The organism is Euzebyella marina (assembly GCF_003687485.1).
Taxonomy (GTDB): Bacteria; Bacteroidota; Bacteroidia; order Flavobacteriales; family Flavobacteriaceae; genus Euzebyella; species Euzebyella marina.
Map to the genome: position 1 here is coordinate 2,532,704 of NZ_CP032050.1, position 19,681 is coordinate 2,552,384.

Consider the following 19,681-nt stretch of genomic DNA (forward strand, 5'->3'; position numbering starts at 1 on the left):
CTGAAATGAAAAAGATTCTAGTTGTACTGGCAATAGTATTTACCCCCATCTTGGCCCAATCACAATCTTTGTTCGATAAATATGAAGATCTAGACAAGGTCAGTGCAGTAGTCGTAAACCGAAGCATGTTCAATCTTTTAAGTAAAATCGATGTTGAGGTAGACGACCCAGAGGCCCAAGAATTTATGGATATTGCCAAGAGCCTCAATAACCTAAAGGTTTTTATTACCGAAGACCCTGCCATTGGTGCCGATATGAAGACATCTGTCGATAGGTACTTAAAGAGTGCCAAACTTGAAGAGTTGATGCGGGTCAAAGACAAAGATGCCAACGTAAAATTTTACATACGTAGCGGTAAAGACGAAGACCATGTGAGCGAATTGTTAATGTTGGTCAGCGGTATACAAAATGCCAACATTGATCTCAACGGGCGAAATTTTGAAACGGTCTTATTATCTCTTACGGGCGATATCGACCTCAATAAAATTGGTTCATTGACCAAGAAAATGAACTTACCTGAAGAGTTGAACGAAGCTGGAAAGAAAGGAGGTCGCTAATAGGAACATCATATCAGCTTATTCAAAGTCGAGATATTTTAAACAATCAAATATTAATTCATCAATCATTAAATCAACAGTCATGAAAAAACTAAGTTTAGTACTAGCAATTGCATTATTACCCTTTTTAGGATCAGCTCAATCAATCTTTGACAAGTTTGAAGATATGGATCATGTTACCTCGATATCTATTAACAAAGGTCTAATAAAATTAGCGGGTGATGTCGCATCTCTTGATCGAGAGAACCAAGAGGCACAAGATTTCGCCGAGCTTTCTAGGGGCTTAAGCGGAATCAAGGTTTTCGTAACAGAAGATGCCAACATCTCTCAAGACATGCACAAAACGGTCAGTAAATACCTAAAATCATCTTCTATGGAAGAATTGATGAGGGTAAAAGACAAAGAAGCCAATGTTAAGTTCTATATCAAACAGGGTAGAGATGAAAATCACGTTCGCGAACTTTTACTTTTTGTATCTGATATCAACAATAAAAACATTGAAATAGGTAATCGTAAGTTTGAGAGTGTGTTGGTTTCACTTACGGGTGATATCGATTTAAACAAGATTTCGGCCCTTACCAAACAAATGAATTTGCCTAAAGAACTTAATGAGGCCGGCAGGTAAAAACGGCTTAATGTGTTTAGTAATTGCATTCAACCTTAAAGCAATAAAAAATATGAAAACAATCAGAGTTACCTTCTGCCTTTTAGTTCTACTTTTTTTAGGCGCTTGTTCTTCGAAGCAAAGCTTACAAGAATATTATGTTGACAATTCTGAGAACCCCAATTTTTTATCGATTGATCTACCGGCCAGTCTTTTAAATTTAGAAATGGCAGATATGTCGGTAGAACAGAAGAAAAGTTTAGAATCATTTAAAAAATTGAATGTTCTGGCTTTCAGAAAGAATGAAGCTAACGATGCTGAATTTCAAGTAGAGAGGACGAAGGTAAGGACAATTTTAAAAGACTCGAAATTTACCGAGCTTATGAAAATGAATACTGCGTACGGTAAGGCCACCATCAGTTATTTGGGAGATGATGAGGCAATTGATGAGGTGGTAATTTATGGAGACAGTAACGATAAGGGGTTTCTGCTTGTTCGTGTTTTAGGTGATGATATGAATCCGGCCAATATGATCCAGTTTATGAAAGCACTTGAGAAATCAGATTATAAAGGGGAAGGCCTTGAACAGTTAGGGCAGCTTTTGAAAGGCTAGTTACATATCATTAAGAACAATATTAAATCCCGCTACTTTCAAAGTAGTGGGATTTTTTATTGGGAATGAATTATAACTAACATAAACGTTCATTTTGTAACATTAAAATAACCTTAATCCAATCGGTGATTTTTTTAACTTTATGACTTAACACTAACTAAATCATTGAATTATGGAACAAGCAGAAATCTGGATGAATCAAGGAATCGAGTTTGCGGTAGAGTACGGACCAAAAATTTTAGGTGCGATACTCATCTATATTATCGGTTCATGGGTTATTAAAAACCTTTTAAAAGGAGTACGAAAAATGATGGCCAAAGGCACCTATGACCTCTCGTTACAGAGGTTTTTAGTAAATATGTTGGCTTGGGCACTAAAAGCGCTGTTGGTCATAATAGTAATATCGACCCTAGGGGTCAATGTTACCACATTTGCAGCTATTATTGGGGCTGCCGGTCTTGCTGTTGGTTTGGCCTTGCAGGGATCACTAAGCAATTTTGCAGGTGGTGTACTGATCATGATTTTTAAACCCTATAGAATCGGCGATTTAATCGAGGCCCAAGGTGTTCTGGGATCTGTAAAGGAGATTGAGATATTTACGACCAAATTGATTACCCCTCAGAACAAACTGGCGATTGTGCCCAATGGGGTTTTAGCTAATGGAAATATTATCAATTACACTACAGAAGGAAAGATGAGGGTAGATACGGTAGTAGGTGTTGGGTATGGTGAGGACATCAAACAAACTAAAGATGTTCTTTTGCAAGTATTGACCTCTAACCCAAAGGTTTTGAAAGAACCGGCACCTTCTGTCAATGTTTCGGAGCTTGCCGACAGTTCGGTAAATTTTGCCGTAAGACCCTTTTGCAAACCAGAAGACTATTGGTCGGTTTATTTCAGTACCGTAGAAGGTTGTAAATTGGCATTGGACCAGGCGGGAATCGAGATTCCGTACCCACATCAAGTAGAAATTCAAAAAAAGGGCTAAAATCGCAATTAAGAGAATGAAAAAGGGCCGCTCCGTGCGGCCCTTTTTTGTTTTAGATAGCTAAAGTTGTTTAATCTTCAGTGTTCTTTTCTTCAGTATGAATTGTTAGGTTGTTCTTTCCAAAATCAAGGGTTCTGATAGGGAAAGGAATATTAATATCTTTCTCATCGAAATGAGCTTTAATCAATTTGACTGCTTTGTGTCTAGCAGCGTGTTCTTGTTTTTTAGTTCTAACATCCGTCCAAAAACGGACCATAAAATTAATAGAGCTGTCTCCAAATTCGGTGAAGAAGAATTCAACCTCTTCATTACCCCTTTGCTCGAAATTCTCGGTAATGATTTTTACGGTTAAATCCTCCACTTCCTGTAAATTACTCTCATAGCCAACACCGCAGTGAACAAAAACGCGTCCTCTCTCTGTCAAAGAGTAGTTGGTGAAAGCGCTATCAACAAAATTTGAATTTGGTATTACCACCGTATTGTTTTCAGGGGTTTTGATTACTATGTTTCGTAAACTTATTTCCTCTACAGTACCCGAGGCGTCACCATTCTGAATATAATCGTTGATTTTTATGTTTGGCATGAAGGATAAAAGCAACCCTCCAAAAGTATTGCTTAGCGTTCCCTGCAAGGCAAGCCCCACGGCCAAACCTATAACCCCGGCACCTGCCAGAATACTGGTAAGAACCTTATCCAGCTCCAATACACCCAGAGCTATAAAGAAACCTATTAGTAGAACGGTTACAAAAACTGTCTTGCTAATAATTTCTTGAATGGATACTTGACTTATTCTTTTGAGAAGAACGTTTCTGAACAATCTTCTCAAGCCTCTGGCAATGAAATAAAAGATAATCATTACCACTATGGCCATTGCAATGTTAGGAAGTTTTAAGATGATGGCATCCAACCATCCATCTAATTTATCCCAAAGTTTGCCTATAGAGTCTTCAACTGAAAATTTGTTTTCCATATGGGTGGTTTTGAGTTATTTAATTGGCACGGTTCAACCCGTGATAACGCAAATACGCTAATATGGCAAACTTAGTAATAGCATGCACCAGTATTTGGTGCTATTCAAAAAAACCTTGACTTAAATGCCTGTATAGTTACTCGGGCTAATTGCTTTCAACTCGGCTTTAATATCTTCAGAAACCTCAAGGGTATCGATGAATGATGATATTGAAGTTTGATTGATGGCTTCGTTGGTTCTGGTAAGCCCCTTTAATGCTTCATAGGGGTTAGGGTAGCCTTCCCTACGAAGAATGGTCTGAATGGCCTCGGCCACTACCGCCCAGTTGTTTTCGAGATCCTTTTCAAATTTCTCTCGGTTCAAAAGAAGCTTGTTCAGACCTTTTAAAGTAGATTGAAAGGCAATTAAAGTATGCGCAAACGGTACCCCAACATTTCTAAGCACGGTACTATCGGTAAGATCGCGCTGTAGGCGAGAGACCGGTAATTTAGAGGCCAAATGTTCAAAAACAGCGTTGGCAATCCCCAAGTTTCCTTCTGAATTTTCAAAATCGATAGGGTTCACTTTGTGTGGCATGGCCGATGACCCAACCTCTCCTTTTTTTATTTTCTGTTTGAAGTAATCCATAGAAACGTAAGTCCAAAAATCCCTATCAAGATCAAGAATAATAGTGTTAATACGTTTTAGGGCGTCAAACAAGGCAGCCATATGGTCATAGTGCTCAATTTGGGTGGTAGGAAAGGAGTGATGTAGCCCTAATTTTTGTTGGACAAACTGTTGGCCAAAAGCTTTCCAATCGATAGTAGGGTAAGCTACTTTATGGGCATTGTAATTTCCGGTGGCACCACCAAATTTAGCGGCACTTGGTACATCGTTCAATAGATTGAACTGTTCTCTTAGGCGCTCTATAAATACCTCTATTTCCTTACCCAGTCGTGTCGGTGAAGCCGGTTGCCCATGGGTTCTGGCCAACATCGGAACATCTTCCCACTCCGAGGCAAGTTCTTCAAGTTTTGTAAGTAATTCTAAATACCCTGGAACATACACATCGTTCATAGCCTCTTTGATAGAGAGCGGAATCGCCGTATTGTTGATATCTTGAGAGGTAAGCCCGAAATGAATGAATTCTTTGAACTCGCTAAGACCTAATTTGTCGAAGGCTTTTTTGATAAAGTACTCGACGGCCTTAACATCATGGTTCGTTACTTTTTCTATATCCTTTATTTCCTGAGCATCGGCAGAATCGAAGTTCTTGTAAAGTTCTCTAAGGGCATCAAATTTTGAACTGTCGAAAGCCTTTAACTGAGGTAGGGGTATTTCGCAAAGAGCGATAAAATATTCGATTTCGACTAAAACACGATACTTGATCAAAGCCTCTTCCGAAAAATAATCGGAAAGAGATTCGGTTTTACTTCGGTAACGTCCGTCAATAGGAGAAATAGCGGTTAAAGGATTAAGCGACATAATTGATGCGTTCAGATTGATTTTAGAAAACGCAAAGATACCACTTCAGGTCGATTTTTAAGGATTACTTCATAAGGAAAAAGGAAACCAGATTACTTTAATTTCGCTAGGGTATGCCTCGCCCTCGCCTGATATGCGGCACTGCCCGAACCATAGTTTTGCTCAATGACCATTTTTAATTCAGGATGTATCCAATCATACTTTCTGCCCAAAAGCAAAAGGCACGTCATAGAGTATGCCTGCGCGGCCACCTTATGTTCGCCTATCAACCAGTCAAAACAGGCCGCTGTAATAAGTTCTAGATGACTTTCTGTAACTTTTTGCTTTACCCTATTATTGTCTTTTGAAAAATATGCCTTTGTTAAAAACTCACAGATTTTTGCCATAGGCCTGACCGCGGAGTCGAAATGGACGTTTCGAAGGTTAGAAGTAAATACATCGAGATACGGCAAGATGTACCCAATATTCTCTTTGGCCGCAAACTCTAAAACCCAACATGCCCGGTTCGAAATAGAATCATCTACATCAAAGGCTATTTCAAGTAAAGGCTGTACTAATTCTGGGTTATTGAGTACCAAAGAAGACATTTCTGCCCTTTTTTCTCGGGAATGATTTACATAATCAAGTGCTTTATAAAGTTCTTCTTTTTGCACGTAGCGCTATTTATTTAATTGTGATTGTGGTCGGACATTAGTCGCAGTACTAAGTCGGGAACCCCATTCACGGCAGTTTTTGCCATGATGGTCAAATTTTCAAAATCACGCTCTTGAACCGCTGGCTTCGGGTCAATAAAGTAAATAGGGGTTTCGGGGCTAACATAATTGACCAACCCTGCCGCGGGGTATACCTGCATCGATGTGCCGATAATAATGAGAATATCTGATTGTGCCGTTATTTCGACCGCTCTTTGCAGCAGAGGAACTTCTTCGCCAAACCACACGATATGTGGTCTTAGTTGATGCCCTTTGTCGCAAAAATCTCCGAGAATGAGGTCATCATGCCAAGTTTTGACATCCGATTCGTTGCCCGTACTTCTTACCTTTAAAAGTTCGCCATGCAAATGCAAGACGCGGGTACTTCCAGCCCTTTCGTGAAGGTCATCTACGTTTTGAGTGATAATTTCAACATGATAGTTCTTTTCTAGGTCTACCAAGGCCAAATGCGCTTTGTTCGGTTTTACCAATGGGAGTTGCCTTCTTCTTTGGTTATAAAAATCCAACACCAATTCAGGGTTGTTGTAAAAACCTTGGGGCGAAGCTACTTCCATGACATCACGGCCTTCCCAAAGTCCATCCGCATCACGAAAGGTGTTAATGCCGCTTTCTGCACTTACCCCGGCTCCGGTTAAAATGGTTATCTGCTTCTTCATCTTTATAAAAATAGAGTTTTTATTATTTTAGATCAATGGAAGACAACCAACTTCTTACATATTTAGAGAAATTCATTTCAGAAGAGAGAAAACAACGCTTTCTCGAGATTCTTGAAGAACGTACCAAATTTTTTACGGTAGCCATTGAAGACGTGTACCAGCTACATAATACGAGTGCCGTTATTAGAAGTTGCGATATTTTTGGCATTCAAGAGGCGCATGTAATTGAAAATAGGTTTGGCAAAAGATTGGATAAGAAAATTGCCATGGGTGCTCAGAAATGGGTCGATGTTCATCGGTACGAAACTACTTCGAAGTGTATTGATACCCTTAAGTCTAAAGGTTACCAAATTGTGGCCACTTCTCCATATTATGATAGCTGTCTTTTGAACGATTTCAATGTGGACCGAAAAACAGCATTTATATTCGGTACGGAAAGAGAGGGGCTAAGCGAAGAGGCTATTTCAAAAAGTGACGGATTCTTAAAGATTCCAATGCTCGGCTTTACCGAGAGTTTGAACATATCGGTATCTGTTGCGATTATTTTACATCAGCTATCCGCAAGATTACGAGATTCAACAGTAGATTGGGGTTTAACCGAAGAGGAGAAGTTTGAAAAGAGATTGGACTGGACTAAGAAGTCAATCAAAAGTGTAGATAAAATAGTGCAGCGCTACCATGATAGCCTTACCTCTTGAGTTATAGATCTTTGATGTTTAAATATTCAGAGGTATAAATGGGTGTTGGCGTTCTGTATTTTTACTATATTTATTTCAACAATCAATTGAAAAACAAATGTATATAGCACTTTATATCATCGTAGGTCTCGTGGCGCTCGTTCTTTTACTGGCGCTAATAGCACCAAAAAAATACCATGTTTCACGGTCCATTCAAATTGCGAGGCCTCAATCAGAAGTATTCACTTACTTAAAATCATTGAAAAAAATGGATGATTGGTCTCCATGGGCCAGGCGAGACCCTAATATGCAGAAAAAATTTACGGGAACCGATGGTGAGGTAGGCTGTGTCAGTTATTGGAACGGAAATAAAGAAGTAGGGGAGGGGGAACAGGAAATCACTAAAATAGTACCAGAAGAGCGAATTGAATCTGAGTTGAGGTTTCTAAAGCCATGGGCATCGACCTCTGACTGCTACCTTCAGATAGATAAGGGTAGTACTGAAGAAACTTCCACCGTTACTTGGGGCTTCTCCGGTAAGAATAAGTTTCCGATGAGCATTATGGCCATGTTCTTAAGTATGGATAAAATGGTCGGTAAAGACTTTGAACAAGGGTTAAGTTCTTTAAAAACCCAATTGGAAAATTAATGGTCTTATTCTAATTTTTTTGAAATGGTAGCATGGTTTGAAATTCCTGTAAAGAAAATGGAAAGGGCCAAGTCATTTTACGAAAAGGTCTTTGATATTTCTATTACCGTACATGATTTAGGAGGTTTTGTTATGGGATGGTTTCCTAATCAAGAAGGCAAATCTTTGGCTTCAGGCTCGTTGGTTCAACACGAACACTATTCGCCCAGTGCCACCAAAGGGATGTTAGTATATCTTTCTTGTGACGACTTAGCCAATGAATTGGCCAAAGTGGAAGATGCTGGCGGCAAAATTATAAAACCTAAAACTGAAATCGGAAATGGCCATGGTTTTATGGCCTTGATTATAGATTCAGAAGGCAATAGGGTAGCACTACACTCAGTGAGCTAATTCCAAAAGCGCAGTATCATAAGGGTTGTCTAAATTGACCGATCCGTTTTCAACAGTTACTTGAGTCTGTGAATAGGTGTCGAACAGCTTGGTTCCGTCACCAAAGAAACCTTTAACCGATAATGATTTTTTCCCTTCCGGCAGGTCAAGGCCGATGACCACTTTATCCTTTATATCGTTTGCTGAATAAGTTCTGCTAAAGACATAAGGAGTTTTTGATAAACGTTTGTGACGCCCGGCACCTACTGCCAAGTGGTTGTTTCTAAAGGAGCCTAGTTTTTGCCAGTGTTGTAGTATTTGTTTGGTGCGGGGTATACTATCCAATTCATCCCAATTCATGAATGAGCGTAAAGAGGCATCGCCTTGAACAGGATTTTCCTCGGTGCCCTCTACATTTAAATCCCTAGCCGTTTCATCTCCATAATAAATTTGCGATGCGCCTGGCGTCAATAGCAAAACGTTAGCAGATTTGATAGGGTTAGATCGCCCACGGTCATAGGGGCTGGCATCGTCATGAGAGGTCAAATAATTAACCACGCCAAAACCGTTCAAGTTAGTGTGTAACAAATTATGATATTTGCCGAAGATAGATTCGTAATCGGTGAGGGCATCGGTTTTCAATTCAAAGTTGATCAGACTTTTAAAACCGTGGGCAAAATAATCGACCTTTTTATCGCCAAAGTCATACTCCCTTCCTTTTGATATTCCATAACCATATACTTCTCCTACCATAAAAAAGGGAGAGTCATCCAAAACTTTATCAGGATGCATTTTTTTCCAATTTTCAAAAGCATGGGAAGCCTCTTTGTATAGGTCTGCCCATGCATTTTCATTGGCGTGTTTTACGGTGTCTACCCTAAAACCGTCAATACCGAGATTGTTGACGTAATCCGTCAGCCATTTGATAATGTAATAGCGGGGTGCCCTTGGGTAACCAGTGCGCTCAAAAAAGAGCTGAAGCTCGTCTAGCTCTTGGCTCAACCTGCCTTCTTTTTTCCATTTGGCCAATAATTGGTCGGGCAGTTCGACAGGCTCATCAGATTCCGTCTTAATATCCGGCAAATTGGCTACCAAAGTGCAGGCGGTAGTGCTTTCGTAAGTCTTAAAGTCACAAGTGGGTGAGGAGCGTACCCATTCTTCTGGCCAAACCGGGTCTTCTTCGGTTACCGGTCCGGTATGGTTAAGTACAACATCCATCAAGATACGTATACCGTTCTTATGCGCTGTTTTTACTAAGGTTTCCAAATCTTTTTTAGTGCCGAAATTTGGGTCAAGGGCTGTCCAGTCCTTCGCCCAATAACCGTGGTAACCATAGGTGTTTCCTGTATTTTCATCCGTTGAACCATGAATTTGTTCCACCACAGGGGTGAACCAAATGGCATTGACACCTAGCTCATTGAAATAACCTTCTTCAATTTTTTTTGTTATACCTGCCAAATCTCCTCCCATAAAGCCTCTTAAAGGCCCAGTAGGTTCATTTCTATCGAAGTTAACGTCGTTATCGGTGTTTCCGTTATAAAATCTATCGGTTAAGAGAAAATAGATGTTTGCACCTTCCCATGCGAAAGGTTTTTTGATAATGGAATCGGCCTTTGACTCGCTCAAAGTTGTAGGTTCTTCGGTCGGTTCCTTTTTTTGTTCAACGCACGAAGCCATCGTGACCAGTAGGATAACCGCAGCGAGCAGGTTCTTCATAGACAACTATTTTGTCTAAAGCTATAAAATGCTATGGGGAAATCAAAGAATTATTTTTTACGGTTCAAGACCTTGAATTCTTCGTAACAACTACTGATGGCATCCAGTATTTGCAAGTCATTTGCAGTGGTTATAAACGATTTTGAATAGTTGCAATTGTTTAAAATATCCTCGATATCTACTTTTTCTATCTGTAGTAGTTCGGTTAGTGTTTCGCGATCGAACTTTGAAGCCAATAAGTCTCTTATCTGGTCGTCTTCTTTCATTTTACGCAGCTTACGCATCTGATTGGGCTGTTTTCCAAAAAGATTGCGCAGAAGGTCTGCCGGGTTCAGAATCGCGCCCAAAACCTTCGTAACGGCGCTAGGATTCTTATTACCCCCTTCGTAACTCACTGACAGGCCTGAAATACTATATTGATATGAGTTGTTGATAGGAAAGTTTTTTACGTCAATCTCAAGATAACCGGTCAATTGGTAAGGCTTTACAATAACCTCCTCCAAAGCGTAGGCCAATTCGGTAAGGGCAATCTTGGTATTCTTAAACTTGAACATATCATTGGTAACCCTAATCTTTTGAGATTTAAACCCTAGGAAAGAAAAGTAAAGGGTGTCATTAACGGCAGCGTTAATAGTAAATTCACCATTGGCATTGGTAATCGTACCCACCACTTGGTTGAGGTTGACCACGTGCACGCTTTCCATTGGTTTTTCGGTCTGGGCATTAACAATAACAGCTGATAGCTGTAGCTCATCGGCTATCTCTTCTTGAGCCCATACGGTAAGACCAAAAAATAAAAGGGAAATAGTAAGAAATGCTCTCATTAACTTAAAAATCGGGATTTAAAAGTACTAAACAAAACAAAAAAATACGCCGGAGCGTATTTTTTAATATATGATTAACTAAAAGAAATCACTACGGTTCTTTTTGCTCCTCCTTTTTCCCGAGAAGTTCGAACCTCCTTTGGAAGCACCGCGATCTCTGCGTTTTCCACGATTTCCTTTGTCACGTTCTTTACCTCTCCTTTTCGATTTTCCTTTACGGCCTCTTCCTCCGCCACCATCACCACCTGGGTTCTTGGAGATTTCGACATTAATAAAGCGACCCTCTAATTTAAAGTCGGTGAAGAAGCTTAAAATACTCTCGGTATGCACTTCATCTGTATTAAAGAATGAAAAAGAGTCTTTAGTATCTACTTTATAGATATCTTCTTTACCTAAGCCGAGTGTATCGCGAAGAAAATCCTTTAAAGACATCCAGTCGTAACCATCTTTTTCACCCACGTTGATAAAGTATCTAACCGAACCATTAGATGACGCATTAGTAGCGGAAGAGCTGTGGTCAGAAGATGAATTTAAATCTTTTGTTTTGTTGTAGTAATTGGAGAACCTTGTAAATTCTACCGAAACTATCTTCTTGATCAGTTCATCACGGTCAATTCCCTCAAGTACCTCGTTAATAGCAGGCAAGTAATTTTCAACGTCTTTGTTGATTTTGGTATCCTTTATTTTACTGGCCAAATGATAAAGCTGAATCTCACAGATTTCAATACCTGTAGGAATACTTTTGCTTATGAAGCTCTGCTGAATTATTTTTTCGATGGAACGGATTTTTCTTAGCTCGCTCTTGGTAATAATTACCATCGATATACCAGATTTGCCCGCACGACCGGTTCTTCCGCTACGGTGGGTATAAGTTTCTATTTCATCCGGTAGTTGGTAATTGATTACATGGGTAACATCGTCAACATCAATACCTCTTGCCGCCACATCTGTGGCTACCAACATCTGAATCTGCTTTTTTCTGAAGGCGTTCATTACCAGGTCACGTTGGTTTTGACTCAAGTCACCATGTAACGCACCTGCATTATAGCCATCTTCTATCAGTTTTTCAGCTACTCTCTGAGTATCTCTTTTAGTTCGGCAAAAAACAACCGAAAAGATATCTGGGTTGGCATCGGCCAAACGCTTAAGAGCAGGATATCTATCTCTACCACTCACCACATAATATTCATGCTGTACGTTATTGGTACCCGCATTTTTTGCCCCTACGGTTATCTCAATAGGGTTATGCATGAATTTTTTGGCAATAGTGGCCACTTCTTTTGGCATAGTGGCAGAAAACAACCAAGTTGATTTGTCTTGAGGCGTATTGGAGAGAATCTCTTTTATATCTTCATAGAAGCCCATGTTCAACATTTCATCGGCTTCATCAAGTACGCAATAATCTATTTTTGAGATATCAACCAATCCGCGACCGATCATGTCTTTCATACGGCCAGGAGTGGCTACTACTATTTGTGCTCCTCTTTTAATCTGGCGAGCTTGCTCTGTAATGCTGGCACCACCATAGATTGCAACGGTGCTAAGTCCGTTCACATATTTTGAATATGCCTGCATTTCACTGGTAATTTGAAGGCAAAGTTCTCTTGTTGGTGATAGAATAAGACCTTGGGTTGTTCTACTGTTGTGGTCAAGCTTTTGAATCAGTGGAAAGCCAAATGCGGCTGTTTTACCTGTTCCTGTTTGGGCGAGTGCCACTAGGTCAGATTCTGAATCCAATAAAATCGGGATTGCTTTTTCCTGTACTTCGGATGGGCTCTCAAAACCCATATCCGTAACGGCATTTAAAAGGGCCTTGTTAAGCCCCAATGCTTCAAATTTTGTCATAATAAGGTATACTTAAATCGCTAATAGGTGTGTTGCTTAGAGCGATTATCTTGTATAACCCTGATACTCAATGCAACACCTGCCATACCGGCGGCGTTAAAAATAAGCGGCAAAGGTAGTGCTAATTATTTAAACTTAAGGCGATTTGGTAAAGATTCGATTAAAGGGAGGAAGCATAGCCATATAACGAAAGAACAATGCCTATCATGCCTGCCGCCAACATTAATAATGTGAAGGTTTTTTGCAATTTCACATTTTCTTGAATGATAAGACAGACGACCCCAAATACAACACTTATCTGAAGAAAAAGAATACCCAAATTTATTTTGCCAACGGTATCCTTTAATTTTCTTGATATTTCCCGCCACTCGCGAAGACCGGTAATTTTGCCCATTTCGCCATCTAGGTCTTGCGCCCAAGAGCTAGGGGGTATATTGGCCGAACCCATTAATATTTCGGTTTTTTCGGCTTCATATTTAATGATCAGTTCTTTCGTTTTATCAATCTTTTCTTTTAAAACGCTTGAGTGGTCACGGTCCATAAGGCCGGTACTGAGTAGGGCCGCCAAAAAATCACGTTCGTTCTCTTTCATCACTTGCTTGATACTTTTGGCATTGTACCAATCGGAGTAGCTTACTTCATTGTTGTCTGCGTTGGTGATCTGTTTTTCGAATGAATTGTTGAGTACTTCCATTATGGCCAACAGGGCTACGAAAAAGATGATAAGTACGCCGCCTCTTTCCTCTATTTTTTTGCTTTGTTTTGACATGGGTTGGTTCTTAAAAATTCTATCAGGTTGGTTATGGCTTTGCCCCTATGGCTGATTTGGTTCTTGATTTCCATAGGTAGTTGGGCAAAGGTTTGTGTGTATCCTTTAGGTTTGAAAATCGGGTCATAGCCAAATCCGCCCTCACCAATTTTTTCACCAATGATTTCGCCTTCGGCGACACCCTCGAACATATAATTTTCTTCTAATAAATTAAGGGCTATTACGGTTTTAAAATGTGCTTTGCGATCTGTTTGCCCTTTAAGTTCTGACAAAAGTTTTGACATGTTGTCATTGGCATTTTTTTGCTCGCCTGCATAGCGGGCAGAGTATACTCCCGGTTGCCCATTTAAGGCGTCTACCAATAGCCCGGTATCGTCTGAAAAGCAAGGTAACCCGTAATTTTCAGTTACATAATCAGCTTTTATTCTGGCATTGGCTTCTAATGTATCGCCAGTTTCAGGTATTTCGTCAAAACAAGAGATATCGGTCAATGATAGAAGTTCGATGGTCTCGGGAACAAGTTTTTTGACCTCTTTGAATTTGTTTCGGTTATGGGTGGCGAAGACAAGTTTCATTTGATATACTTCTTATACGTGATTTAAGGCGCTATCGGATGTAAATTATAGTAATTTTGTTGTAGAACCTCTTTTTTGATGAAATTAAAGATTCCTCCTGTTATCGTTTTCTTATGTTTTGGTCTGATGATGTATCTGTTGGCAAAGATATTGCCTTTCGGGTATTTTGACTTTTTTGGAAGAAATTATCTTTTACTAGGGTTATTAATAGCTGCCTTTTTGGTCGTATTGGTAGCTCTTTTTCAATTTCAAAACAGTAAAACAACTGTTGACCCCATTAATCCTTCAAAGGCTAGTCATCTGGTCGATAGCGGCATTTATGCTTTTTCAAGAAACCCGATGTATTTAGCGATGTTAATGATTCTATTGGCATGGGGGCTCTGGTTGGGTAACGCTTTTAATACTTTGCTGGCAGCGGCATTTGTAGCATATATGAATCGGTTTCAGATAGTGCCCGAAGAAGAGGCCTTAGAAACTATTTTCGGTAAAGAATTTAGACAGTATTGCATCAAGACCCGTCGGTGGTTTTAAATTCATTGACTCTTTGGCTTATAATTCAAAAAATTAGCTTTTAAGCTTATTTTTATTTTTATTAGTTTTTTAGGTGATAAATTAATATATTAGCTTTTAAACTTATATAGATGATAGCGATAATCACTGGCGATATTATAGGTTCTGGAAATCACGACTCCTATGAATGGCTCGTAATGCTAAAGAAGTATTTAGCGACCATTGGGGAAGTGTCAAATGATTGGGAAGTTTACCGCGGAGATGAATTTCAGCTCAAGTTGGCATTACCAAAAGAGGCTTTGTTTCAAGCTATTTACATAAAAGCGCTGCTCAAAACAATAAAAGGTTTAGACGCACGAATGGCTGTTGGCATAGGTTCTGAAACATTTCAGGGAGAGAGTGTAAGTGAATCAAATGGTACTGCCTATCAGCGTTCAGGTAGAACATTTGAGCACCTGAAAGTAGATAAGCTGAATCTTTCGGTGAATACAGGGCAAGCAAAATTTGATGACACCATTAACCTTATGTTGCGCTTGGCACTTGATATTATGGACGCCTGGAGTACGGTTTCTGCCGAAATCGTTGTTTTGGCCCTGCAAAACCCAGAAATGTCGCAACAAGAAATGGCCGAACGTTTAGGTATTCAGCAATCTGCCGTAAGCCAACGATTAAAAAGAGCCAGACTAGACCTGATTTTGCAATTGATTGAATATTTTAAAGAGAATCTTGACTAAAATAAACTAGATGATAGTCTTTGTAAAACTTCTTTTGGCCCATTTGATAGGTGATTTTATACTTCAGCCCTCTAGATGGGTGGTTCATAAAGAAGCTAATAAGATAACTTCTAAATACATCTATTTTCACGTACTCATCCATTTTCTAGTGGCCATGGTGTTGTTGTGGGACCTTGATTATATTCAGATGGTCGCTATTATAGCCGTGTCACATTATATTATCGATTTGGCCAAGTTGTATGCCACTCCATATTTTAAATTGAAGAGCATCCCCTTTTTTATCGATCAGTTGTTGCATCTAATAATACTCTATATATGCGCCTACTATACTGATTTTTGGTCCCACACCGTCACTTTGTTCCAAAGACTGGATTGGGGGTTGATTACAGCCTTGGTTTTTGTAAGTTTTCCTTCGGCCATTATCATGGGTAAGTTGCTGGAGGCCATGTCGGATAAAATTGAGCTAGATCATAAATCTCTACCTAACGCCGGTAAATATATTGGCATAATTGAGAGGCTTTTTGTACTTATGTTCATCATTATGGGGCGTTGGGAAGCTATTGGTCTTTTGATAGGGGCAAAATCTGTTTTCAGATTCAACGACTTAAAAGAAAGTAATAACAGAAAACTTACCGAATACATATTAATAGGTACTCTTCTCAGCTTTGGTTTGGCCATCATTACCGGCATTATATACGTTACTTTTTAGAACAGTTCTGAGACCCTATTTTTACCCGTTTTACCAGCAAGAATTTAAATAATAAGCCATTATTAACAGATTAGTTATAGAAGTAACTTTTGTTGATATTCCCCAAAATTACACCGAATTAATCTTTACTTTTGTGCCTTAATTTTTCAGTCAAACCATGGTAGCAACAAACAGAAAATACGTATTTGATTTTGACAGCACCCTTACCAGGGTAGAGGCATTGGATGTTCTTGCAGAAATGACCCTTAAAGATAAATCGGATAAGGATGAAATTGTCAATAAAATTCAAGAAATCACCAACTTGGGCATAGATGGTGATATTTCTTTTACAGAGTCGCTCGAGAGACGAATCAAGCTTCTAAATGCCCATAAAGATGATTTAGAGCCGTTGGTTGATGAACTTCGCCAAAAAATTTCTAAATCGATTGCTGCCAACAAAGAATTCTTTGAAAAATTTTCTGATGATATTTATGTGATTTCTTGCGGATTCAAAGAGTTCATAGATCCTATTGTCGAAGAGTATAACATACCTTCAAACAGGGTTTACGCCAACACCTTTAAATTTGATGATGAGGGAAGTATCATCGGTTTTGATGAAAAGAACGTACTTTCTCAGCACAATGGAAAGATTGAGTGTCTTCGCCAGATGAATCTTGATGGTGAAGTTCAGGTGATAGGTGACGGTTACAGTGATTATGTGATGAAAGAGGCGGGTATTGCCGATAAATTCTTTGCCTATACCGAAAACGTACACCGTGAAAAAGCTGCCAGTAAGGCCGACCATGTTACCCCTAATCTAGATGAGTTTCTTTTTGTGAACGATTTACCAAGAAATATTTCTTATCCGAAGAATAGGATCAAGATTTTATTGTTGGAAAATGTGCATCCCGCTGCGTTGGAAAACCTCTCTAAAGACGGTTTCTCGGTCGAGTTGGTAAAGCACAGTCTTCCAGAAGAAGAGTTGATTGAAAAAATCAAAGGGGTTCACGTTTTAGGTATTCGCTCTAAAACGCAGGTGACCCAAAAAGTTTTGGATGCCGGAAACAAATTGTTGGTGGTAGGCGCATTCTGTATCGGTACAACTCAAATAGACCTTGAATATGCCCGTAAAAAGGGTGTGGCGGTCTTCAATGCACCGTACAGTAACACCCGTTCGGTTGTTGAATTGGCTATCGGCGAAATTATCATGCTTATGCGTAGTGTTTTTGCTAGAAGCTCTGAAATACATAGCGGACAATGGCAAAAAACGGCCCAAGGTTCTCGTGAGGTGAGGGGCAAAAACTTAGGTATCGTGGGGTACGGTAATATAGGTAAGCAATTATCGATTTTGGCTGAGGCTATCGGTATGCGAGTCTACTATTATGATGTAGAGGACAAACTTTCTTTGGGTAATGCCAAGAAGTGTAGCTCTTTGGAAGATTTATTGAATGTCTCCGATGTGGTCACTTTACATGTAGACGATAATAAGGCCAATAATAACTTTATCGGTGCCAGGGAAATAAAACAAATGAGAGATGGTGCCATGCTTATCAATCTTTCACGTGGTTTTGTGGTGGATATCGAAGCGTTGGCGGATGCACTTAAAAACGGAAAATTGGGTGGTGCGGCCATTGATGTTTATCCTGAAGAACCAAGAAGCAATGGCGAGTTCTATACCGCTCTTCAAGGCATACCGAATGTGATTTTGACTCCACACGTGGGCGGAAGCACAGAGGAAGCACAACGCGACATCGCAGATTTCGTACCTAATAAAATCATGGATTATATCAATTCAGGAAATTCCGTTGATGCCGTTAACTTCCCCAACATTCGTTTGCCGAAGCAACAGAACGCACATAGGTTTTTACACATTCACAAGAATGTTCCCGGTATTATGGCCAAAATAAATGAAGAACTGGCTACTTATGAACTTAACATTCTAGGTCAATACCTATCTACCGACAGTGAGGTGGGGTATGTAATAACCGATGTAGATAAAGAATATAATAAAGAAGTAATCAAAGCTCTTAGAAAAATAGAGAACACTATCAAGTTTAGAGTACTTTATTAGTAAGAGCAAATCATAAATTAAAAGGCCCTTTTGAGGGTCTTTTTTATTGTATAAAATTACATTAACACACCTCTTTGTGCTTTTACCGGAGGTGGCAGCTCCGTTTCGCCCAACATTTCCCTTAAATCGATTTCAATGGTTCGACAAAGAGAAAGCATGGGTATATCGTTTGCCATTCTTTGAAAGGGATTTTCGGAGTAATCCCCAATCAATTCCATCATAATATATACCCATCCTAATAAAACACAAATGGGCACGGCTAACCAAAAGTTGATACTTCCGGCATCCAGTACTTCGGGCATCATACTAAACGGAATTAAAAAGATAAATATCCCCACAAAATAAAAACTCATATTGGCATACTGACGAGGAAAAGGAAATTTCTTGATACGCTCATTTTTACCCTGCAATTCGTAAAAAGTGCGCAGCACATCTTCCATTTTTATATGTCTAAAATCATCTATTAATCCTTCTTTGCGCAGTTCGCGTAAATCTCTCGATTGTTCGTTTATTATTTGTGTTGCCGTATTGGCCTTTGGCGTCAGTCTATCGTATTCCTCTTTTGATAAGAAGTTATGAAGTTGGCGGTAATCTTCGTGATCGCTTATCAAGCCCACACCGAAATTCTCTTCTAGCCTTTCGGCATGTCTGGTAGTAAGTCCGCCTTGGGCCACATGTTCCCAAGAGGTGGGTACCAGTAATTGTTCTCTATGGGCGTAAAGCCAAGCGATATGTCGGTAAATCAGTCTCTTTTTTATAGCCTGAATTTCTTCTAAGCTTCGGTTTTCGGTGGTAAACAAATTGGTAATGTAACCGTCGACCACCATGCCCCAAGTTCTACTATCATTAACGATGCCTCCCCATATTTTTCTAGCTTCCCACATGCGGTCGTACGACTGGTTATTCTTAAAACCTACATAAAATGCAACGGCGGTACCGATTACTGAAACGGGCAGCCAAGGTATTTTATACGAAATAATGTCGAACCGGTACAGGCAGGCCACCGTGCCCATGTAAAGAAATAGCCATATGACGTGATGGAACGACCAGTCAAAAAGCTTTTTAATATGAATACCCTTGGTAACAATCATAATTTCCTATTCTCTATTTAGAATACTAAAATAGAAAACAGTCTTATTTATTTGAACTCTAGCGAAGTCTTTTTGTTTTCGATGATACTACAATTATAAATCATCTATGGTGATAGGGTTCGTTGCGTAAAATGGTAAAGGCCCTATAAATCTGTTCTGTTGCAAATAGGCGCACCATTTGGTGCGAAAATGTCATTTTAGATAGACTTATTTTTCCCTGTGCTCTTGAGTAGACTGTTTCGCTGAAACCGTACGGACCACCGATGGCAATGACCAATTGTTTAATTCCGGCATTCATTTTCTTTTGTAAATATTCAGAAAATGCCTCTGATGTAAATTGCTTTCCGTTTTCATCTAGAACCACTAGAACATCGGTTGGGTTAAGCTTCTTAAGAATTAATTCGCCCTCTTTTTCTTTTTGTTGCGGTTCCGATAGATTTTTAGAATTTTTGATGTCGGCTATAATCTCAAGTTCAAACTTGATGTAGTGAACGAGTCTTTTTTCGTACTCCGATATTAATTGAGATAGGGCTTTACTATCCGTTTTTCCTATGGCGAGTAGTTTAATGGTCATGGGCAAATATAGAGTTATTCCTAA

At 39.5% G+C, this 19,681-nt stretch carries 22 protein-coding genes; 11 read left to right on the plus strand and 11 right to left on the minus strand.

Annotation, left to right across the window (positions count from 1 at the left end):
• The first annotated feature begins 5 nt into the window (after positions 1–5).
• From D1013_RS10775 to D1013_RS10790, 4 genes are all read left to right on the plus strand, one after another.
• Positions 6–557: a GFO_1090 family protein gene (locus tag D1013_RS10775; protein ID WP_121848835.1), complete on the plus strand. Its 552-nt coding sequence runs from the start codon at positions 6–8 to the stop codon at positions 555–557.
• A gap of 82 nt (positions 558–639) precedes the next feature.
• Positions 640–1,182 (plus strand): GFO_1090 family protein, encoded by a 543-nt coding sequence (locus D1013_RS10780; protein WP_121848836.1) that lies wholly within the window; start codon positions 640–642, stop codon positions 1,180–1,182.
• Positions 1,183–1,234: 52 nt separating this feature from the next.
• Positions 1,235–1,774 carry a GFO_1091 family lipoprotein gene (locus tag D1013_RS10785; protein WP_121850692.1) on the plus strand — a complete coding sequence of 180 codons (540 nt, stop codon included), beginning with the start codon at positions 1,235–1,237 and terminating at the stop codon, positions 1,772–1,774.
• Between the two features lie 172 nt (positions 1,775–1,946).
• Positions 1,947–2,762, plus strand: coding sequence for a mechanosensitive ion channel family protein (locus D1013_RS10790; RefSeq protein ID WP_121848837.1), 816 nt, complete (start codon positions 1,947–1,949; stop codon positions 2,760–2,762).
• 70 nt (positions 2,763–2,832) lie between these two features.
• Here the strand turns inward: D1013_RS10790 and D1013_RS10795 are convergent, their stop codons facing one another.
• From D1013_RS10795 to D1013_RS10810, 4 genes are all read right to left on the minus strand, one after another.
• A complete protein-coding gene (locus tag D1013_RS10795; RefSeq protein WP_121848838.1) occupies positions 2,833–3,732 on the minus strand; it encodes a mechanosensitive ion channel family protein in 900 nt (299 codons plus the stop codon).
• Between the two features lie 120 nt (positions 3,733–3,852).
• Positions 3,853–5,196, minus strand: coding sequence for an adenylosuccinate lyase (purB, locus tag D1013_RS10800; RefSeq protein ID WP_121848839.1), 1,344 nt, complete (start codon positions 5,194–5,196; stop codon positions 3,853–3,855).
• 92 nt (positions 5,197–5,288) lie between these two features.
• Positions 5,289–5,849, minus strand: coding sequence for an adenylosuccinate lyase (locus D1013_RS10805; protein ID WP_121848840.1), 561 nt, complete (start codon positions 5,847–5,849; stop codon positions 5,289–5,291).
• 14 nt (positions 5,850–5,863) lie between these two features.
• The gene (locus D1013_RS10810; protein WP_121848841.1) at positions 5,864–6,565 is read right to left on the minus strand and encodes an SIR2 family NAD-dependent protein deacylase; all 702 of its coding nucleotides are present in this window, start codon (positions 6,563–6,565) and stop codon (positions 5,864–5,866) included.
• 35 nt (positions 6,566–6,600) lie between these two features.
• Here D1013_RS10810 and D1013_RS10815 point away from each other — a divergent pair, with 35 nt between their 5' ends.
• The 3 genes from D1013_RS10815 to D1013_RS10825 all read left to right on the plus strand — a co-directional run bounded on the left by D1013_RS10815 (position 6,601) and on the right by D1013_RS10825 (position 8,281).
• The gene (locus D1013_RS10815; protein WP_121848842.1) at positions 6,601–7,263 is read left to right on the plus strand and encodes a TrmH family RNA methyltransferase; all 663 of its coding nucleotides are present in this window, start codon (positions 6,601–6,603) and stop codon (positions 7,261–7,263) included.
• Positions 7,264–7,360: 97 nt separating this feature from the next.
• A complete protein-coding gene (locus D1013_RS10820; protein ID WP_121848843.1) occupies positions 7,361–7,891 on the plus strand; it encodes an SRPBCC family protein in 531 nt (176 codons plus the stop codon).
• 24 nt (positions 7,892–7,915) lie between these two features.
• Positions 7,916–8,281 (plus strand): VOC family protein, encoded by a 366-nt coding sequence (locus D1013_RS10825; RefSeq protein ID WP_121848844.1) that lies wholly within the window; start codon positions 7,916–7,918, stop codon positions 8,279–8,281.
• Here the strand turns inward: D1013_RS10825 and D1013_RS10830 are convergent.
• The 5 genes from D1013_RS10830 to D1013_RS10850 all read right to left on the minus strand — a co-directional run bounded on the left by D1013_RS10830 (position 8,270) and on the right by D1013_RS10850 (position 13,989).
• Positions 8,270–9,976 (minus strand): alpha-amylase family glycosyl hydrolase, encoded by a 1,707-nt coding sequence (locus D1013_RS10830; protein WP_121848845.1) that lies wholly within the window; start codon positions 9,974–9,976, stop codon positions 8,270–8,272. The two genes, D1013_RS10825 and D1013_RS10830, sit on opposite strands and share 12 nt — an antisense overlap.
• A 50-nt stretch (positions 9,977–10,026) precedes the next feature.
• Positions 10,027–10,800: a carboxypeptidase-like regulatory domain-containing protein gene (locus D1013_RS10835; RefSeq protein WP_121848846.1), complete on the minus strand. Its 774-nt coding sequence runs from the start codon at positions 10,798–10,800 to the stop codon at positions 10,027–10,029.
• 78 nt (positions 10,801–10,878) lie between these two features.
• Positions 10,879–12,645 carry a DEAD/DEAH box helicase gene (locus D1013_RS10840; protein ID WP_121848847.1) on the minus strand — a complete coding sequence of 589 codons (1,767 nt, stop codon included), beginning with the start codon at positions 12,643–12,645 and terminating at the stop codon, positions 10,879–10,881.
• Positions 12,646–12,805: 160 nt separating this feature from the next.
• Positions 12,806–13,414, minus strand: coding sequence for a DUF4337 family protein (locus D1013_RS10845; RefSeq protein WP_121848848.1), 609 nt, complete (start codon positions 13,412–13,414; stop codon positions 12,806–12,808).
• The gene (locus D1013_RS10850) at positions 13,390–13,989 is read right to left on the minus strand and encodes a non-canonical purine NTP diphosphatase (protein ID WP_121848849.1); all 600 of its coding nucleotides are present in this window, start codon (positions 13,987–13,989) and stop codon (positions 13,390–13,392) included. The genes D1013_RS10845 and D1013_RS10850 overlap by 25 nt, the downstream gene beginning before the upstream one ends.
• 78 nt (positions 13,990–14,067) lie before the next feature.
• On the opposite strand from D1013_RS10850, the gene D1013_RS10855 reads away from it, so the two are divergent.
• The 4 genes from D1013_RS10855 (at position 14,068) to serA (ending at position 17,992) form a co-directional block, all read left to right on the plus strand.
• Positions 14,068–14,520, plus strand: a complete 453-nt coding sequence (locus D1013_RS10855; RefSeq protein WP_121848850.1) for a methyltransferase family protein — start codon at positions 14,068–14,070, stop codon at positions 14,518–14,520.
• Positions 14,521–14,630: 110 nt separating this feature from the next.
• Complete coding sequence (locus D1013_RS10860; RefSeq protein ID WP_121848851.1) at positions 14,631–15,233, plus strand: SatD family protein; 603 nt, start codon at positions 14,631–14,633, stop codon at positions 15,231–15,233.
• A gap of 10 nt (positions 15,234–15,243) precedes the next feature.
• Positions 15,244–15,942: a DUF3307 domain-containing protein gene (locus D1013_RS10865; protein ID WP_121848852.1), complete on the plus strand. Its 699-nt coding sequence runs from the start codon at positions 15,244–15,246 to the stop codon at positions 15,940–15,942.
• A gap of 157 nt (positions 15,943–16,099) precedes the next feature.
• Complete coding sequence (gene serA, locus D1013_RS10870) at positions 16,100–17,992, plus strand: phosphoglycerate dehydrogenase (protein ID WP_121848853.1); 1,893 nt, start codon at positions 16,100–16,102, stop codon at positions 17,990–17,992.
• Between the two features lie 56 nt (positions 17,993–18,048).
• Here the strand turns inward: serA and D1013_RS10875 are convergent, their stop codons facing one another.
• Positions 18,049–19,083 carry a bestrophin family protein gene (locus tag D1013_RS10875; protein ID WP_121848854.1) on the minus strand — a complete coding sequence of 345 codons (1,035 nt, stop codon included), beginning with the start codon at positions 19,081–19,083 and terminating at the stop codon, positions 18,049–18,051.
• A 100-nt stretch (positions 19,084–19,183) separates the two neighbouring features.
• The gene (gene rlmH, locus D1013_RS10880) at positions 19,184–19,657 is read right to left on the minus strand and encodes a 23S rRNA (pseudouridine(1915)-N(3))-methyltransferase RlmH (protein WP_121848855.1); all 474 of its coding nucleotides are present in this window, start codon (positions 19,655–19,657) and stop codon (positions 19,184–19,186) included.
• Positions 19,658–19,681 lie beyond the last annotated feature (24 nt).

Bases quoted from the DNA above. Each gene is read 5' to 3' on its own strand.
- D1013_RS10830 (WP_121848845.1), bottom strand. From the start codon at position 9,976: ATGAAGAACCTGCTCGCTGCGGTTATCCTACTGGTCACGATGGCTTCG.
- D1013_RS10780 (WP_121848836.1), top strand. From the start codon at position 640: ATGAAAAAACTAAGTTTAGTACTAGCAATTGCATTATTACCCTTTTTA.
- D1013_RS10855 (WP_121848850.1), top strand. From the start codon at position 14,068: ATGAAATTAAAGATTCCTCCTGTTATCGTTTTCTTATGTTTTGGTCTG.
- D1013_RS10810 (WP_121848841.1), bottom strand. From the start codon at position 6,565: ATGAAGAAGCAGATAACCATTTTAACCGGAGCCGGGGTAAGTGCAGAA.
- D1013_RS10790 (WP_121848837.1), top strand. From the start codon at position 1,947: ATGGAACAAGCAGAAATCTGGATGAATCAAGGAATCGAGTTTGCGGTA.
- rlmH (WP_121848855.1), bottom strand. From the start codon at position 19,657: ATGACCATTAAACTACTCGCCATAGGAAAAACGGATAGTAAAGCCCTA.
- D1013_RS10850 (WP_121848849.1), bottom strand. From the start codon at position 13,989: ATGAAACTTGTCTTCGCCACCCATAACCGAAACAAATTCAAAGAGGTC.
- D1013_RS10875 (WP_121848854.1), bottom strand. From the start codon at position 19,083: ATGATTGTTACCAAGGGTATTCATATTAAAAAGCTTTTTGACTGGTCG.
- D1013_RS10865 (WP_121848852.1), top strand. From the start codon at position 15,244: ATGATAGTCTTTGTAAAACTTCTTTTGGCCCATTTGATAGGTGATTTT.
- D1013_RS10775 (WP_121848835.1), top strand. From the start codon at position 6: ATGAAAAAGATTCTAGTTGTACTGGCAATAGTATTTACCCCCATCTTG.
- serA (WP_121848853.1), top strand. From the start codon at position 16,100: ATGGTAGCAACAAACAGAAAATACGTATTTGATTTTGACAGCACCCTT.
- D1013_RS10820 (WP_121848843.1), top strand. From the start codon at position 7,361: ATGTATATAGCACTTTATATCATCGTAGGTCTCGTGGCGCTCGTTCTT.
- D1013_RS10785 (WP_121850692.1), top strand. From the start codon at position 1,235: ATGAAAACAATCAGAGTTACCTTCTGCCTTTTAGTTCTACTTTTTTTA.
- D1013_RS10860 (WP_121848851.1), top strand. From the start codon at position 14,631: ATGATAGCGATAATCACTGGCGATATTATAGGTTCTGGAAATCACGAC.
- D1013_RS10835 (WP_121848846.1), bottom strand. From the start codon at position 10,800: ATGAGAGCATTTCTTACTATTTCCCTTTTATTTTTTGGTCTTACCGTA.
- D1013_RS10815 (WP_121848842.1), top strand. From the start codon at position 6,601: ATGGAAGACAACCAACTTCTTACATATTTAGAGAAATTCATTTCAGAA.
- D1013_RS10825 (WP_121848844.1), top strand. From the start codon at position 7,916: ATGGTAGCATGGTTTGAAATTCCTGTAAAGAAAATGGAAAGGGCCAAG.
- D1013_RS10795 (WP_121848838.1), bottom strand. From the start codon at position 3,732: ATGGAAAACAAATTTTCAGTTGAAGACTCTATAGGCAAACTTTGGGAT.
- D1013_RS10845 (WP_121848848.1), bottom strand. From the start codon at position 13,414: ATGTCAAAACAAAGCAAAAAAATAGAGGAAAGAGGCGGCGTACTTATC.
- D1013_RS10840 (WP_121848847.1), bottom strand. From the start codon at position 12,645: ATGACAAAATTTGAAGCATTGGGGCTTAACAAGGCCCTTTTAAATGCC.
- purB (WP_121848839.1), bottom strand. From the start codon at position 5,196: ATGTCGCTTAATCCTTTAACCGCTATTTCTCCTATTGACGGACGTTAC.